This window comes from Achromobacter mucicolens (genome assembly GCF_902859725.1).
Lineage (GTDB): Bacteria > Pseudomonadota > Gammaproteobacteria > Burkholderiales > Burkholderiaceae_B > Achromobacter > Achromobacter mucicolens.
On sequence record NZ_CADIJP010000029.1, the window covers coordinates 36856 to 53378 of the forward strand.

16 protein-coding genes and 1 pseudogene are annotated in these 16523 nt (G+C 65.8%); 14 read left to right on the forward strand and 3 right to left on the reverse strand.

Annotation, left to right across the window (positions count from 1 at the left end; genetic code table 11):
* Positions 1–44: 44 nt before the first annotated feature.
* Entirely contained in the window at positions 45–1247 is a 1203-nt protein-coding gene (locus tag HV786_RS25685; protein WP_175212016.1) for a DUF418 domain-containing protein, read from the forward strand.
* 49 nt (positions 1248–1296) lie between these two features.
* Here the strand turns inward: HV786_RS25685 and HV786_RS25690 are convergent, their stop codons facing one another.
* Both HV786_RS25690 and HV786_RS25695 read right to left on the reverse strand, forming a co-directional pair.
* Complete coding sequence (locus HV786_RS25690; RefSeq protein WP_128827926.1) at positions 1297–2637, reverse strand: aspartate aminotransferase family protein; 1341 nt, start codon at positions 2635–2637, stop codon at positions 1297–1299.
* A gap of 17 nt (positions 2638–2654) precedes the next feature.
* On the reverse strand, positions 2655–3683 hold the full coding sequence (locus HV786_RS25695; RefSeq protein ID WP_420809661.1) for a MurR/RpiR family transcriptional regulator: 1029 nt from the start codon (positions 3681–3683) through the stop codon (positions 2655–2657).
* 209 nt (positions 3684–3892) lie between these two features.
* Between HV786_RS25695 and HV786_RS25700 the strand changes: the two genes are divergently transcribed.
* The 6 genes from HV786_RS25700 to HV786_RS25725 all read left to right on the forward strand — a co-directional run bounded on the left by HV786_RS25700 (position 3893) and on the right by HV786_RS25725 (position 8760).
* Positions 3893–4441 (forward strand): MarR family winged helix-turn-helix transcriptional regulator, encoded by a 549-nt coding sequence (locus tag HV786_RS25700; RefSeq protein WP_062842049.1) that lies wholly within the window; start codon positions 3893–3895, stop codon positions 4439–4441.
* The gene (gene ectA / locus HV786_RS25705) at positions 4438–4998 is read left to right on the forward strand and encodes a diaminobutyrate acetyltransferase (protein WP_056315633.1); all 561 of its coding nucleotides are present in this window, start codon (positions 4438–4440) and stop codon (positions 4996–4998) included. Before HV786_RS25700 ends, ectA begins: the two co-directional genes overlap by 4 nt.
* 123 nt (positions 4999–5121) lie before the next feature.
* A complete protein-coding gene (gene ectB / locus HV786_RS25710) occupies positions 5122–6429 on the forward strand; it encodes a diaminobutyrate--2-oxoglutarate transaminase (RefSeq protein ID WP_128827927.1) in 1308 nt (435 codons plus the stop codon).
* On the forward strand, positions 6426–6824 hold the full coding sequence (locus HV786_RS25715; RefSeq protein WP_008165124.1) for an ectoine synthase: 399 nt from the start codon (positions 6426–6428) through the stop codon (positions 6822–6824). The genes ectB and HV786_RS25715 overlap by 4 nt, the downstream gene beginning before the upstream one ends.
* Before the next feature lie 14 nt (positions 6825–6838).
* The gene (thpD, locus tag HV786_RS25720; RefSeq protein WP_056315639.1) at positions 6839–7765 is read left to right on the forward strand and encodes an ectoine hydroxylase; all 927 of its coding nucleotides are present in this window, start codon (positions 6839–6841) and stop codon (positions 7763–7765) included.
* A gap of 122 nt (positions 7766–7887) precedes the next feature.
* A complete protein-coding gene (locus tag HV786_RS25725; RefSeq protein ID WP_128827928.1) occupies positions 7888–8760 on the forward strand; it encodes an MOSC domain-containing protein in 873 nt (290 codons plus the stop codon).
* 58 nt (positions 8761–8818) lie between these two features.
* Here HV786_RS25725 and sugE read toward each other — a convergent pair whose 3' ends face one another.
* Positions 8819–9136, reverse strand: coding sequence for a quaternary ammonium compound efflux SMR transporter SugE (gene sugE, locus HV786_RS25730; RefSeq protein WP_128827929.1), 318 nt, complete (start codon positions 9134–9136; stop codon positions 8819–8821).
* A gap of 207 nt (positions 9137–9343) precedes the next feature.
* Here sugE and panD point away from each other — a divergent pair, with 207 nt between their 5' ends.
* From panD to HV786_RS25765, 7 genes and pseudogenes are all read left to right on the forward strand, one after another.
* On the forward strand, positions 9344–9712 hold the full coding sequence (gene panD / locus HV786_RS25735) for an aspartate 1-decarboxylase (protein WP_050446262.1): 369 nt from the start codon (positions 9344–9346) through the stop codon (positions 9710–9712).
* A 69-nt stretch (positions 9713–9781) separates the two neighbouring features.
* A complete protein-coding gene (locus HV786_RS25740) occupies positions 9782–10828 on the forward strand; it encodes a CDP-6-deoxy-delta-3,4-glucoseen reductase (RefSeq protein ID WP_128827930.1) in 1047 nt (348 codons plus the stop codon).
* 127 nt (positions 10829–10955) lie between these two features.
* Positions 10956–12212, forward strand: a complete 1257-nt coding sequence (locus HV786_RS25745) for a D-amino acid dehydrogenase (protein ID WP_128827931.1) — start codon at positions 10956–10958, stop codon at positions 12210–12212.
* 4 nt (positions 12213–12216) lie between these two features.
* The gene (locus tag HV786_RS25750; protein ID WP_056315647.1) at positions 12217–13557 is read left to right on the forward strand and encodes an extracellular solute-binding protein; all 1341 of its coding nucleotides are present in this window, start codon (positions 12217–12219) and stop codon (positions 13555–13557) included.
* A gap of 210 nt (positions 13558–13767) precedes the next feature.
* On the forward strand, positions 13768–14679 hold the full coding sequence (locus HV786_RS25755) for a TrbG/VirB9 family P-type conjugative transfer protein (RefSeq protein ID WP_175212018.1): 912 nt from the start codon (positions 13768–13770) through the stop codon (positions 14677–14679).
* Positions 14676–16301: a hypothetical protein gene (locus tag HV786_RS25760; protein WP_128830185.1), complete on the forward strand. Its 1626-nt coding sequence runs from the start codon at positions 14676–14678 to the stop codon at positions 16299–16301. Before HV786_RS25755 ends, HV786_RS25760 begins: the two co-directional genes overlap by 4 nt.
* A gap of 2 nt (positions 16302–16303) precedes the next feature.
* A pseudogene (locus tag HV786_RS25765) lies at positions 16304–16523 on the forward strand (hypothetical protein); the annotation flags it as partial.

The window sequence follows — 16523 nt, forward strand, 5'->3', positions numbered from 1 at the left end:
GGTACGCGCGTCTTGCGCCGCCGGCACGCGATCCGGGGGCGGGCATGAGCGGCGGCCACGCCGTCCGGCCGCGGCTTGCCCACGTCGATGCCCTGCGCGGCTTTGCGCTCTTCGGCATCCTGGTGGTCAACATCGGCGTGTTCGCCTTTCCGTTCTATGGCGGGGGCGTGGCCGATCCGGTCTATTCGCGCCCGGTCGACGTGACGGTGCGCTGGCTGATCGCCTGGTTGTTCGAGACCAAGTTCTACCTGCTGTTTTCTTTCCTGTTCGGCTACAGCTTCACACTGCAGATGGCCGCGGCCGAACAGGCCGACGCCGCCTTCGCGCCGCGCTTCCTGCGCAGGCTGGCGGGGCTGGCTGTCCTGGGCTTTGCGCACGCCATCCTGTTCTACCAGGGCGACATTCTGGTGACCTATGCCTTGCTGGGCTTCGCGTTGCTGTTGTGCCGGCGCATGGATCCGGGCCGTGCGCTGCGCGTGGCGCTGTGGCTGATCGTGCTGGCGTCGGCGGTGTGGGCGATCCTGGGCGCGCTGACATTCCTGGATCCGGCGCCCGCTGGATATGCCGCGCTGTACAAGGCCGAGGCGCTGGCCTCCATCGAGGCGTATCGCGGCACCATCGGCACCACGATCGCGCAGCACATCAAGGAGCTCACGGAAACCATCTGGTTCACCGTGCTGCTCGTGCAGGGGCCTTTCGTCTTTGCCATGTTCCTGGCCGGATATGCGCTGGGGCGGCGCAATGCGCTCTCGGACCCGTGGCGCTCGCGCCGCGCGCTTGGGCTGCTCTGCGCGCTGGGCCTCTTGCCGGGACTGGCCGGCGCCGCCGCCTACGCGACCAGCGCATTGCCGCAGGCCCGCGTGGTGTGGGAACTGCCGGGATTGGCCGTGGGCCTGTTCACGGCGCCGCTCTTGAGCCTGTCGTACGGTGCGGCGTTTCTGCTGGCGCTGCGCACGGGGCCGGGCGAGCGCCTGGGGGCGTGGCTGGCACCGGCGGGACGGATGGCGCTGAGCAATTACCTGATGCAGTCGGTCGTCTGCGCATTCCTCTTCACGGCCTGGGGCTTGCGGCTGTATGCCGCCGTGCCGCCCCTGGCCGCATTCCTGGTCGCGGTGGCCATCTTTGCCGCTCAGCTGCCGCTGTCCGCATGGTGGTTGCGGCGCCACGCCTACGGACCCGTCGAATGGTTCCTGCGCGCGCTCACGATCGGCGCCTGGCCGCCCTGGCGCCGCGCGGCGGCCGGCTGACCGAACCTGCGCAAAGCGGGTCTTTCGATCCCGCGTCAACGGCCGGCGTCTAGTCGCCCGATTGCGCGATGGCGGCGTCGATGGCGCCGGTCAGCCGTTCGGTCAGTTGGTCCAATTCGTCCTCGGAAATGATGAAGGGCGGCGCAAGCAGCACGTGATCGCCCTGGCGGCCGTCAATCGTGCCGCCCATGGGGTAGACCATCAGCCCCCGCGCCATGGCCTCGCGCTTGATCCGCGCATGCAGCGCCAGATCGGGATCGAAGGTCTGTTTGGTGGCGCGGTCCCGGACCAGTTCCACGCCCATGAAAAGGCCCCGGCCACGGATGTCCCCGACGTGCGGATGTTCGCCCAGCGCCGCGCGTAGCCGCTCGTCCAGGCCTGCGCCCAGCACGCGCACCCGTTCCAGCAGCCCGTCGCGCCGGATCACGTCCTGCACCGCCAGCGAGGCCGCGCAGGCCAGCGCATGGCCAAGATAGGTGTGGCCGTGCTGGAAAAAGCCGCTGCCTTGCTGCATGGCCTGCACGATGTGCTGCTGCGCCATGACCGCGCCGATGGGCTGGTATCCGCCGCCCAGGCCCTTGGCAATGGTGATGAGATCCGGCGTCACGCCTTCTTGTTCGACGGCATACAGGGTGCCGGTCCGGCCCATGCCGCACATGACCTCGTCGGCGATGAACAGCACGCCGTGACGGTCGCAGACCTCGCGGATCCGGCGGAAATAGCCGGGTACGGCCGTCACTGCGCCGGACGTGGCGCCCACCACGGGTTCCGCCACGAATGCCATCACCGAGTCAGGGCCGAGGCGCTGGATGGCCGCTTCCAGTTCCTCGCCCAGCCTTTCGCCGTACTGGTCGGCGGTTTCGCCGCTGTGCTGGTCGCGATAGGCATAGCAGGGCGACACGTGTTCGACCTCGATGAGCAGCGGCGCGAACTGCGCGCGCCGCCACGCATTGCCCCCGACCGCCAGCGCGCCCAGCGTATTGCCGTGATAGCTCTGCCGCCGCGCGATGATGTGGCGGCGCTGCGGCTGGCCGATTTCGACGAAATACTGGCGCGCCATCTTCAGCGCCGCTTCCACCGCTTCTGATCCGCCGGACACGAAGTAGGCATGCGATGTGCCTGCCGGGGCGTCGGCCACGAGCCGCGCCGCCAGCTTTTCCGCGACCTCGGTCGTAAAGAAGCTGGTGTGGGCATAGGCCAGCGCGTCCACCTGCGCGTGCAGCGCGGCCTGGACGTCGGGGTGGTTGTGCCCCAGGCACGACACTGCCGCGCCGCCGGACCCGTCAAGATACGCGCGGCCGGCGCTGTCATGAATCCAGACACCCTGGCCGCGCACGGCGACAGCAGGCGTATGGCGGAGGGAGCGATGCAGGACGTGGGTTTGGCTCATGCTGCGAAGTTCCTGGGTCAGGTTGAGGAGGTTGCCGGCCCGAAGGCCTGGCCCGGGCGGCGCGCGGGCGCGCCATTCCAGTAAACGTTGTCGGCCCGCAGGCGCTGTTCCACCTCGGCCAGCCTGTCGAGCACGGCTTGGCCGCCGCGGGCCGTCAGGCGGGCGATCAGATGTTCGGCCAGCCCCAAGAGTCCGGCCGTCGTGTGAAAGAACGAGCCCGGCCCCTGGCGCGCGGGCTGCGCGCGCACCCCGTCGCGGTCGGGCGGGGCAAACCGCAGGGTGTGGCGGGCGTCCAGCGCAAGCGGCGAGAGCGGATCGTCGGTCAGCGCCACCAGCGTCACGCCGCGCCGGGCCGCCTGGCGTGCGAGCTGGACGGTGGCCGTGGGATAAGGCGCCTGCGAGATGACGATCAGCGCGTCGCTCGCGCCAAGGTTGTCCGCCTGCTCGGCGGGCGCGCCGCCCAGCCCGTCAATGAGGACGCTGTTGCGGCGCACGAGCTGATAGGCATACCGCATCTGGAACGCGATGCCGAAGGCCGAGCGCGTGCCCAGGAAGCCCACCTGACGCGCATTCAGCAGGGTCTGCACGGCAGCGTCGAACGCTTGCGTCGAATTCAGCACGCAGACCGAGGTCAGGGCCTGGACTTGCACGTCTGTCAACGTGCCCGGACCCGGTTCCGGGTTGTCGCTTGACGCGGCCTGCAGGGCGGCGGCGCGGTCGCGCATTCCCGGCTCGTCGCGTCCCGCCAGCGCGTCCTGGAACGGCCGGCGGAAATCCTCGTAACTGGCGTAGCCCACCGCACGGGCCAATCGCAACATCGTGGCGGGCGCCACGCCCAGCGCCTGCGCTTGCCGGCGCATGGACCACAGCCCCACCTGCGCGGGATTGGCCACCACCCACTGCGCCGCCCGCTGCAATTCAGGCGGCAGTTGTTCCAGCTTTTCCTGGAGGGCAGCGAGCAGGGAGGAGGGCAGGGGCATGAGAGGGCAGCGTCGTTCGTTCGCGTAAAAACATATGATAAATAAAACATCATGAACAAAACATATGTTTTTTATCCGGGTAAGACCTAGGGCCGACCGCGCGCTGAGCCGCATCCACGCTGGATCCGCCGCACGGCAAGTCCAGTCATAGTGCCGTCATCCTCGCCAAATCAGCGTTCATTTATTTACATCGTGCCGGGGTTTTTGTTTGACTCGAATAAATCGGGCGCATATCATTCGTGTAGAAATGATTTTGTCCAAACCCATCGCAACCCATGACTGACGCCGCGAAATCCGAAACATCTCAGCAGTACGACCTGCGCATTTTGCGAGCCCTGCGCCGCATCACGCGTTCGATCGCGCTGCATTCGCGACAGTTGTCCGCGGTCAGCCACATTACTGCGCCGCAGCTGATGTGCCTGCGCACCGTGATCGCCAATGGCCCCATGACGGCCACGGCGATCAGCCGCGAGATGCACGTCAGCCCCAGCACGGTGGTCGGCATCCTGGATCGGCTGGAAGACAAGGCGCTGATCCGCCGCGAGCGGGGCCGTGAAGACCGCCGCATCGTATTTGTCACCGCCACGGAGGCGGGACGTGAATTGGCGCAAGGCGCGCCGTCGCCGCTGCAAAAGCATCTGGCCGACGCGCTCAATGCCTTGCCGGAATTGGAACAGGCCACCATCACCCTGTCCCTGGAGCGCATCGTGACGCTCATGGAACAGGAGGGTCAGGCCGCAGTCGACACGCATGGAGACGTGTCGTCGCCCATCCTAGAAGTGCCCACGGGCGGGGCACCACCAGAATCGGGAATCGTCGCATGAAGAAAAACGAACTGGACACCCCCACACTCTCAAGTGCCGTGGCGCCGGCGGTCAGCGCGCAGACTCATACCATGCGTCTGCCCGACCGCAAAGACGGCGCCGCGATCCACCGCCTCATTTCCGAGTGCCCGCCACTCGACCTGAATTCCCTCTACGCGTACCTGCTCCTGTGCGAGCACTTTCGCGACACCTGCGTCCTGGCTGAAAGCGCCGGAGGACGTATCAACGGTTTTATTTCCGCCTATGTGGACCCGTCCCGCCCCGACGTTCTGTTCGTCTGGCAGGTTGCGGTGCACGCCCGCGCACGCGGCCAACGCCTTGGCCGCGCCATGCTCCGGGAACTCTTGCAGCGCAAGAACCTGGCGCATGTCCGCTATCTTGAAACCACGGTGGGGCCTGACAACCAGGCTTCGCGCCGCACCTTCGCCGGCTTGGCCGCCGAGGTGGGCGCCCACGTTTCCGAACAGCCGTTCTTCGACCGGCAATTGTTCGGCGGCGCGGATCACGACGACGAGATGCTCTTGAGGATAGGCCCGTTCGCCTTGCCATCCCCGTAGGGGTGGTACAGGCCTGACGGTCTTATCGGTTTACCGGGACGATTCTGCTGTCCGGGCGCGCTTGCCGCACCCGGTTGGATCAGGCCGTCCGTCAATTTATGAGATGAAAAGGGAGGATTAATCATGGACTTGAAGATCTTTGACCGTATGGAGTCTGAGGTGCGGGGCTACATCCGGTCGTTTCCCGTGATATTCAATCAGGCCCGGGGCTCGACGCTCATCGATGAGGATGGCGCCGAATACATCGACTTCTTCAGCGGCGCAGGCACGCTGAACTACGGCCACAACAATCCTGTTCTCAAGGAAAAGCTGCTGGAGTATGTGCAGGCGGACGGTGTCGTCCACGGCCTGGACATGGCCACCAGCGCGAAGAAGCGTTTCCTGGAGACGGTGGATCGCGTGCTGCTCAAGCCGCGCAACTGGCAATACACGCTGCAATTCACCGGCCCGACCGGCACCAACGCCGTCGAAGCCGCGCTGAAGATCGCGCGCCAGGTCAAGGGCCGTCCCAACGTGATCTCGTTCACGCACGGTTTTCACGGCGTGAGCGGCGGCTCGCTTGCCGCCACCGCCAACATGAAGTTCCGTGACGCCGCCGGCTACGCGCTGGGCAACACGACGTTCATGCCCTACGACGGATACTTCGGTCCGGACGTGGACACCATGGCCTACATGGAGCGCATGCTGGAAGACCCGAGCAGCGGCATGGACAAGCCGGCCGCCGTCATCGTGGAAACGGTGCAGGGCGAGGGCGGCGTCAACGTGGCCACGCTGCGCTGGCTCAAGGAACTGGAAAAGCTGTGCAAGCGCCACGACATGCTGCTGATCGTGGACGACATCCAGGTCGGCTGCGGCCGTACCGGCACGTTCTTCAGCTTCGAGACCGCCGGCATCCGTCCGGACATCATCACGCTGTCCAAGTCGCTATCCGGTTTCGGCCTGCCGATGTCGCTGGTGCTGATGAAGCCCGAGCTGGATATCTGGAAGCCCGGCGCCCACAGCGGCACCTTCCGCGGCAACAACCTCGCGTTCGTCACCGCGACCCAGGCGCTGGAAACCTACTGGACCAACGCCGCGTTCACCGCTGACATTCAGCGCAAGGAACGCCTGGTGGGCGACTGGCTGGAAAACCTGGTGCACAGCTACCCCAACGCCGGCCTGTCGGCTCGCGGCCGCGGCCTGATCCAGGGTCTGGTTTCCAACGGCAATCCGGCGCTGTCCAACCGCATCGCCCAATGCGCCTTCAAGAAGGGCGTCGTGATCGAAACGTCGGGCGCGCACGATGAGGTGCTCAAGCTGCTGCCCGCGCTGACGATCGAGGAAGAGCTGTTGGCCAAGGGCCTGGATCTGATCGAGGCGAGCGTGGCAGAAGCGCTGGCCGATGAGGGGCAGTCCGCCCGCATCCTGAAATTTGGAGGAAAACGTCAATGATCGTACGTAATGTCAAAGATGTGATCGGCACCGCCGACGAAGTCCGTACCGACACCTGGGTCAGCCGCCGCGTGCTGCTGAAGAAGGATGGCATGGGATTCTCGTTCCATGAGACCACCATTTTTCCGGGCGGCCGCACGCACATCCACTACAAGAACCACCTCGAGGCCGTGTGGTGCATCGAGGGCGACGGTTCGATCGAGACCATTGCCGACGGCAAGAAGTACGACCTGGGCCCCGGCGTGGTCTACGCCCTGAACGAACACGACGAGCACTGGCTGTGCGGCGGCAAGGAGCCGCTGCGCGTCATCTGCGTCTTCAACCCGCCGCTGACCGGCCAGGAAGTGCACGACAAGGAAGGTGTCTACGCGCTACCCGATGCGGTCGCGGCCTGAACAAGGAGGTACGCATGATCTCTCCCGCGCAGGATCCGTACGCCTCCCGTACGGATCGCAGTTCCGCCATCATTTCCCGCCAGGACCCCGTCGTCTATGAAGACGGCAAGTACGCCAGCGCACTGACCACCGAACAGGTGGGCCAGTACGACCGCGACGGTTTCCTGCTGCTGGAAGACCTGTTCTCGGAGGCCGAGGTGCGTGCGCTCTCGGCCGAGGTCGAGCGCATGACGCGCGACCCGTCCATCGTGCGTCGCGAAGAGGCCATCACCGAGCCGGGCAGCAACGCCGTGCGTTCCATCTTCATGGTGCACGTGCTCAATCCCATGCTGGCCCGCCTGGTGCGGGATCCGCGCCTGGTCAACGTGGCGCGCCAGATTCTCGGTTCCGAGGTCTACATTCACCAGTCGCGCGCCAACATGAAGCCGGGCTTCAAGGGCAAGGAGTTCTATTGGCACTCCGACTTCGAGACCTGGCACGTCGAGGACGGCATGCCGTCGATGCGCGCGCTCAGCTGCTCGGTGCTGCTGACCGACAACAACGAGTGCAACGGCCCGCTGATGCTGGTGCCCGGCTCGCATCGCCAGTTCATTTCGTGCGTCGGCGAGACGCCGAATGAGCACTACAAGCAGTCCCTGAAGAAGCAGGAGTACGGGGTGCCGGATCCCGTCAGCCTGCAACTGCTGGTGGAGCAGGGCGGCATCCGCACGATGACGGCCAAGGCCGGTTCGGTGGTGTTCTTTGACTGCAACACCATGCACGGCTCGAACAGCAACATCTCGCCGTGGCCGCGGTCCAACGTCTTCATGGTCTACAACAGCATGGAGAACACCCTGAATCCGCCCAAGTACGGGCTGACCCCGCGTCCCGAGCACATCGCGACGCGCAAGGGGTTCAAGGCGGTGACGCCGCTTGACACCTTGAAGCTGGTGGGCGGCTGAGCAACCGCCACCTGATCTGGCCCGGGCTTGTCCCGGGCTTTTTTTGTCTCTTTCAGGCGGCCCGGCGTGCCGCATTTCTTGTATTCTCTGCGGCATCCGTCACCCGTTGATCCATCGCCGCCATGTCCGCACGTATCCTCAGCCTGCATATCTATCCCGTCAAATCCTGCGCGGGCATCGACCTGACCGAATCGCCGATCGACCGGGCGGGGCTGGCCAATGACCGGCGCTGGATGGTGGTGGACGCGGCGGGCCAGTTCATGACGCAGCGGCAATGGCCAGCCATGGCGCTCATCCGCACGGCGCTCACCGCGCACGCGCTGCGGCTGTCGGCGCCCGGCATGGCAGACCTGGACGTCGCGCTGGACGGGTCGGGTCTGCACGGCGAGGCACGCTCGGTTGGCGTCTGGAGCGACACCACCACGGCCCGGCGCGAAAGCGAGGCTGCCGCCCAGTGGCTGTCCCAGTTCCTGCAGACTCCGTGCGGCCTGCTCAAGGTGGACGCCGCGGCGCGCCGCGACGCCAAGCCCGATTGGGTGTCACGCTGGGTGGATGCGCATCCCGACCTGGCCGACGCTTTCGTCGGCGAGCACTGCTTTGGTTTTGCCGACGGGTTTCCGCTGCTGATCGCCAACCAGGCGTCGCTGGACGACCTGAATGGCCGCCTGAAGGCCAAGGGGGCAGATCCGGTGCCGATGGACCGCTTCCGTCCCAATATCGTGGTCGAAGGCGAATGGGAAGCCTTCGAGGAAGACCACACCGCCATGATCACGGCGGCTGGCGTGCGCATGGCGTTCGTCAAGCCGTGCACGCGTTGCTCGATTCCCGACATCGACCAGCGCACGGCCAAGCAATACGAGGAGCCGGGCCGCACGTTGGCGGGTTACCGCAATCTGGACATCGGCGTGGTGTTCGGCCAGAACGCCATTCTGGATGCGCCGGCGGGCGCGCGGCTGAAGGTGGGCGACGCGGTCGAGATCGAACTGGATTTCTGACGCGCCGCCCCGAGGGGCCTGCGCCAGGCCAGGCCTTATGCCTTGAGCGGCCCGAGCCTTATGGCGTGGACAGCTTCAGGCCAACCAGACCCAGCACGATCAACGCGACGCTGGCAATGCGCAGCCAGCTCGCCGATTCCCCGAACAGCACGATGCCTGCCACGAAGGCGCCGATCGTGCCGATCCCTACCCATACCGCGTAGGCGGTGCCCAGGGGCAGGGTTTTCATGGCCAAGGCCAGCAGCCAGAAACTGGCCAGCATGCCGGCCACGGTGCCAACGGACGGCCACAGCCGGGTGAATCCGTGCGTGTATTTCAAGCCGACGGCCCAGACGATTTCGAACAGGCCGGCCAATACCAGGATGATCCAGGTCATTCACGACTCCCAAGTTACGCTGCCGGCAAGCCGCCGGCATAAATGGGGTCGTCCCCGGAAAACGCGCCAGCCGTTTGACTGTGCGCAGCAACGGGCCGTCCCGTTGCGGCAAAAATTATAGAATACCGGCTTTCGACGGCAAATCCGGATGCCGGGCATCAACCATGCAACACTTCGCGGTCCGGGCCGCGGAACCAGGAATTTTTTATGCAACGCATCATGCTGCGGGCAAAGCTGCACCGCGTCACGGTCACCGAAGCCGACCTTCACTACGAAGGGTCTTGCGGCATCGACGAAGACCTCCTCGACGCTGCCGGCATGCGCGAGTTCGAACGCATCGAACTCTACAACGTGACGAATGGCGAACGCTTCGACACCTACATCATCAAGGCCGCGCGCGGCAGCGGCGCCATCTCGCTGAACGGCGCGGCGGCGCGCCGGGCACAGGTGGGCGACCTGCTGATCATCTGCACGTACGGCCCCATGTCCGAAGAAGATTCGGCCACGCACAAGCCCCAGGTGGTGCTGGTGGACGACGCCAACCGCGTCAAGGAAATCCGCAAGTTCCCGGCATGACGCCGGGCCGGGCGAGGCGCCTTTCCGGCATACCCGGATAGCGCTTCGTCGCCTCTGAACCGTTTCATCATGAGCTTCCAGGTCATCATTCAACCCAGCAAGCATCAATTCCCGGTCGAGCCCGGCCAGACCGTGCTCGACGCCGCATTGGCGGCGGGCATCGTCCTGCCTTACAGCTGTCGCAACGGCGCGTGCTCCACGTGCAAGGGCAAAGTGGTTTCCGGGGAGTTCGACGCCGGCCAGTACCCCGCGCAGATCCTGTCGCCCGAGGAACTGGCCGACGGCTACACGCTGTTCTGCCAGGCTCGTCCCGAGTCCGACCTCGTGGTCGAGTCCACCGAAGTCCGGCTGGCCAGCGACATCCAGATCCGCAAGCTGCCGTCGCGTGTCCAGAGCATGGAGCGCGTGGCGCCGGACGTCACGGTGCTGAAGCTGCAACTGCCGGCCTCCGAGCAGTTCCGCTACTACGCCGGGCAGTACGTCGAAATCATTCTGAAGGACGGCCGCCGCCGTAGCTATTCGATGGCCGGCGCGCCGCACACCGGCAGCCCGCTGGAGCTGCACATCCGGCACATGCCGGGCGGGCTCTTCACCGATCACGTCTTCGGCGCCGGCGACACGCAGATGAAGGAACGCGAGATCCTGCGCCTGGAAGGGCCCTTCGGATCGTTCTTCCTGCGCGAAGACAGCGACAAGCCCATCGTGCTGCTGGCCAGCGGCACGGGCTTTGCGCCGGTCAAGGCGATCGTCGAACACATGATCCACAAGAACATCACCCGGCCCGTCGCGCTGTATTGGGGCGGCCGCCGTCCGCAAGACCTCTACATGGACGCGCTGGCGCAGTCCTGGTCGGCCCAGCTGCCGAACTTGCGTTACGTCCCGGTGGTGTCCAACTCGCTGCAGGAAGACAATTGGACCGGCCGCACCGGCTTTGTCCACGAAGCCGTGATGCAAGACATCGCGGACCTGTCCGGGCATCAGGTCTATGCCTGCGGCACCCCGCTGATGGTCGATGCCGCGCGCCGTGAGTTCAGCGCGCAGAACGGCCTGCCACCCGAAGAGTTCTACGCGGACGCGTTCACGTCCGAGGCCGATCTGGCGAAGGCCGGGTCGTAAGTAATATGTTTTTTTATTACTTAGGCGGCTGCAAAACGGCAAGGTAAACTGCTTTGGCAGCGGCCTGCCGGGGGTACGCGGACATCGGGTCCGCGCACGCAACCGGCATGCAAGGAGCGATGCAGGCATGAAAGTAGCGGTATTGGGTAGCGGCATTATCGGCATCTCCAGCGCCTGGTGGCTCAGCCAGGCGGGTCATGACGTCGTGGTCATTGACCGCTGCACCGGTCCCGCACAGGAAACCAGCCTTGCCAATGGCGCGCAGATTTCCGTGTCCTACGCCGAACCCTGGGCCAATCCCCAGGCGCCGATGAAGCTGCTCAGGTGGATGTTCCGCGACGACGCGCCGCTGCTGTTCCGCCCGCAACTCGACTGGCGGCAATGGATGTGGGGGCTGGCTTTCCTGCGCGAATGCCTTCCCAGCCGGCTCGCTCCCAACATCCGGGCGATGGTTCGCATGGCCGAATACAGCCGCGCCACGCTGCGTGGGATGCGCGCCGAACTCGGCATCCAGTACGACCACCTCGAGCGCGGCATCCTGAATTTCTACCGCGATCCCCACGAATTCGAAAACTCGCAGCGCGCCGCCGGCCTGATGCGCGACTTCGGCGTGGAACGCCGTGTCGTGACTACCGACGAAGTCATCGCCATCGAGCCCGCGCTGGCGCCGCATCGCGCCACCATCGTGGGCGGCGATTACACCCCCGAGGACGAAAGCGGGGACGTACACCTCTTTACCGTCGCGCTCGCCCAGCATTGCGAGCGCGCCGGCGTCGAATTCCGCTACAGCACACGCGCAACCCGGCTCCTGACCACCGGCGGCGCCGTCACCGGCGTCGAGCTCATCGAACCCGACGGCCGCTATGGCAGCCTGTCGGCCGACGCCTATGTCGTCGCCATGGGCAGCTTCAGCCCCGCGATGCTGCGACCCCTCGGAATCCCATGCAACGTTTATCCGGCAAAGGGCTATTCGGCCACCTTTCCGGTGCTGAACCCGGCTGCCACCCCCACTGTCAGCCTGACCGACAGCAGCCACAAGATCGTCTTCTCGCGCTTGGGCGATCGGCTGCGCATGGCGGGCACGGCGGAACTGTCCGGCTATTCCCGCAGTCTGAATACCGGCCGTTGCGAGGCCTTGACCCGCCTCGCCAAAGAACTCTTTCCCGACGCGCTCGATTTCGGGCGCGTCAGCTATTGGTCGGGCTTGCGCCCGTCCACCCCCTCGAACGTACCCATCATTGGCCGCAGCCGCATTCCGAATTTGTATATCAATACAGGACACGGTACGCTTGGCTGGACGATGGGTGTTGGCTCGGGCCGGGCATTGGCCGATCTGATCAGTGGACGGCGGCCAGAACCGGAATTCCCTTTTCTTGGTCTGTGAACCTATGAAGAAACTGCAATTGGCGGGCGTTGCCCGCGCGATGTTCGCCAGCCGGCGTGCATGGGTGTTTGGCGCCGCGATGGCGATGGCCGGCGTGGCAAATGCCGCACCCGTCGAGATCCAGGTCTGGCACACCCTGACAGACGCAAACAAGGCCGAGTTCGAAAAGCTCGCCAAGCAATACAACAAGGAACAGGACGACGTCAAAGTGACGCTGCGCGGCTTCGCCTCGCCGTCCGCCCTGGAACAAGAGGCCGTGTCCGCGGTAAAGGCCAAGAAGGGCCCGAACCTGCTGCAACTGTCCGATAACCATTCGCCCGAGATCGTGGCTCAGCACAAGGCGGTGCTGCCGCTGTACGAACTGCTGGCCAAGTATCCGATCAAGGACCTGAACTGGTTCATCCCGGCCACCAGCAATTTCACGCGCGACAGCAAGGGCCGTCTGCTGGCTTTCCCCTGGATGGCCGAAGTGCCCGTGATGTTCTACAACACCGCCGCCTACAAGAAGGCCGGTCTCGATCCCAACAAGCCGGCGCGCACGTGGACCGCGCTGCAGGCTGAACTGCTGAAGCTGCGCGACGTGGCCGACATCGACTGCCCCTACGCGTCCAGCGACCAGGTCGCGGTCCACCTTGAAAACCTGGCGCCCATCAACAACCAGCAGTTCACAAGCAACAACAACGGCCTGGATGCGGTCACCAAGAAGTCCGCTGCCCCCGCCATGCAGTTCGACACGCTGTACATGCGCCACATCTCGCTGATGGTGAGCTGGAAGCGTTCGCTGCTGTTCACTGCCTACTCCGGCGACAACACCAACGACAAGCTGTTCGCCAAGGGCGAATGCGCAGTGCTGACGGCCAATTCGGGCGCGTTTGGCCAGTTCCTGGCCACCAAGTCGCTGAACTTCGGCGTCGCGCCGCTGCCCTACTACGAGCAAGTCACCAAGGAAGGCGGCAAGCCGTTCGTCAGCGGTTCGGCATTGTGGGCGCTGGAAGGCCACCCGCAGGCGCAGGAAAAAGCCACCGCGCAGTTCCTGGCATGGCTTTCCAAGCCGGTCGTCGCAGCCGAATGGCACCAGCGCACGGGTTACCTGCCGCTGACGGAAGCCGCGTTCCGCGCTTCCGACGTGTCGTTCTACAGCAAGATCCCGGGCGCGCAGGCTGTTGTCGCCTCGATGAGCGCCAAGCCCGTCCAGAACAGCCGCGGCTTCCGCATGGCCAACTACGATCGCATCGAGCCCGTGCTGAACAAGGAGCTTACCGACGCCTTTGACGGCAAGGTGCCGCCCGTTGCCGCACTGAACAACGCTGCCGCGCAGGCCCGCACCATCGCCACGCAGCGCTGATCGCAACCGTGCGGCAAGCAAAGCCGCACGCCACGCGCAGCAAGCAAAGCCCGGTCTTCGGACCGGGTTTTTTTTGCGCCTGAATTCGTAGCCCCGACGGGCGGATGAATCCATCCCTACGTACATGCCAGTCTGGCGGCGCCTTCCGCGCTCGGCCACCATGCCGCTCATGCGTGTCGCTTCCGATGCGCCCTTTGTTCGCGGTGAGGCATGGTACGAATCTTTTTCCTGGCGGCCGGGCTGTCTTGCCTTGGCGCATGCTCGTGGTCGGGCCCCGGTCCGGCGGGCGGATCTTCCTGGCAGTCCGGCATCCCGTCTTCTCAGGGGTTCCGCTTCGATTGGCAACTGTCCGGCGATCCCGCCGTTGCGCCGCTACAGGTCTTCGACGACGGCCGCGAGACCTGGTTGCAGTTCTTGCCGGGCCAACCGTTGCCGGCCATCTTCGGCATGGGCGACGGGGGCGAGCACCCCTTGTCGTACGTACGGCGCGACCCCTACGTCGTGGTTGCTGGCGCATGGAAAGGGCTTTCCTTTCGCGGCGGCAGGTTGACCGCGCGGGCGCGGCGCGCGCATGCCGCGGCCAACCCGGCGCGCGAACCGGCATCCGCCTCCCGCCTGGCGCTGGCCACGGCGGCAGGACCCGATCAATCGCAGCGTCTGCCGCGCGATGCCAGCGCGTCCATCACACTTTCGGCGGACACGCCCGCGCGATCGGACGGGCACGTGCCGGCCGGCCCGCAGACGCAGAATTCCCAAGCCGTGGGCATCGCGCCGCCGACCGCGCACGAGGCCGGGAACGCCGGCGCACAGGTGTCCCCGCACGCGGCCCCGTTCCGCGCGGCGCCGCCCGATGCCACGCTGCGCGCCGTCCTTGCGCGCTGGGCCGATTCGGCCGGTTGGACGTTCCAACCGCAGCATTGGGCGGTGGACGTCGACATTCCGCTGGCTGCCACGGCCGAATTTCCCGGTGACTTCAAGACCGCCGTGCGCGGCCTGCTTGGCGCAACCGAACTGGCGGACCGGCCCCTGCAACCTTGCTTCTACGGCAACCGCGTTCTGCGTGTGGTGCCGCTTGCGCAATCGTGCTCGCGCGCGGCCACGCCTAAAGGAGCCGCGGCATGATCCTCAGCCTGTGTGCCCGCACCGCTCGTTTGCGCAAATGCCGGGCTCTCGCTTGCGTGTCTCTCTCGTGCGTCCTCGCCGGATGCTCGGTATCTGAACGGGTCACGGACATGCGGCGCGCGGCCAGCGCCCAGCATGCGGATGCAGCGTCCCGACACGCGGCCTATGCCGATGGCTTGACCGATCGTCAGGCCCGCATCGCCGCACAGGAAGTCGCCACACCCTGGCTTGCGGGCAAGCCGCAACCGCTTGCGCGCGAGGTCGTGCTACCGCCCGCATTGCGTGAAAACGTGAAAACCACGCTCATGCTGGCTGACGACGCGGACCTGCCCACGCTGGCTCAGCGCCTGACCGCCGCTACCGGCATCGCAGTGCGCGTGCGTCCGGACGCGTTGCTTGCCCCAGACCATTTCCTGCCACGTCTGGCCGTCAGCGGCTCAGTGGCCTTGGCCGCGCCCGCGCGCATCGAAGTGCGCGCGGATCCGCAACCGCTCGCCGATCTGCTCGATGCGCTGGCCGCACGCTTCTCGGTGCACTGGCGTTACGAACACAACGCGCTCGAGTTCTACCGCACCGAAACGCGCGTCTTCGACCTGCGCGCGCTAACGTTGGCCAGCAAGGTCGACGTGCGGCTCGGCCGGTCTGGCAGCGCGGAAGGCGAGGGATTCGAAAGCACATCCAACACCACGCTATCCGCAGGCGAGCACAACGCGCTCGCCATCCTGCGCGCAAACATCCTGCCATTCCTCACGCGATCCGGCGTGATCGCAGAGCCAGTGGAAGGCGCGGCTGCGCTGGTGGTCACCGATACGCCCGACGCGCTGGACCGGGTCGCGCGCTACCTCGACCGCGAAAACAAGGCGCTGACCCGCCGCGTCCGCCTCCTTTTCGAGGAGATCACCCTCATTGCCAGCTCCGAGGCCGCCGGCGGCCTGGACTGGAACGTGCTGTATGCGGCCGCGGGCGCAACGGCACGACTGGCCATGCCGGGCGTGCCCGTCACCGGCGCAGGCCTGCTTCAGGCCGCATCGGCCCAAGGGCCATTCCAGGGATCGCAGGCCATCGTCTCCGCGCTCAGCACAATGGGGGCGGTCGTGCGGCACAGCAAGATCCCGGTTCTTACCTTGAACCGCCGGCCGGTCTCGCACGCCGTGCGGACCACGTTCTCGTACATCGATCGCGTGCAGAGCACGGCAATGCCCGGCATGACGTCCACTGGCGCAAATGGGTCGCTGCCTGCGGTGTCCATCAGCCAAAAGGAAGAAACCGTCGGTTCATTCCTCACGCTGGTGCCGGACATCCAGGAAGACGGGCAGATCCTGCTTTCGATCGCATATGACAACGCGGTCGCGCAGCCCCTGAAGACGATCACATTCGGTGAAAGCGCCAATCAGGTTCAGGTGCAGCAGATCACCATCGATGGCAGTGGCACGGTGCAGCAGATCGAACTGCGCCCGGGGCAACCCATGATCGTGGCCGGCTTTGACCGCAAGCAGGATCAGCATGATCGCCAACGGCTGGCGCCCGGCTTGCCGCTCGTGGCCGGCGGGCTGGACAGCGCGGCCACCGAACGCCATACCACCCTCATCCTTGTGACAGCCCAGGTCGAGGAAGGGTATTGATCGTGAACCGGGCCCCTCAATTTCTGCTGATCGAATGCCCTGGTGCGGACCGCATGCTGGCGTTCGGCCTGCGTTGGTTTGCGCTCATCGGCTCCAACGTCCCCAAGCTCGCGCGATCCCGCGGGCGCCGCCTGCGCGCCACGCACTACGTCGTGGGCGGCTCGCCGGCGATGGTCGCGGGGTATGGGCGGGCGCGGCCGGGCCTGCGGGCGGCGCGGCCCT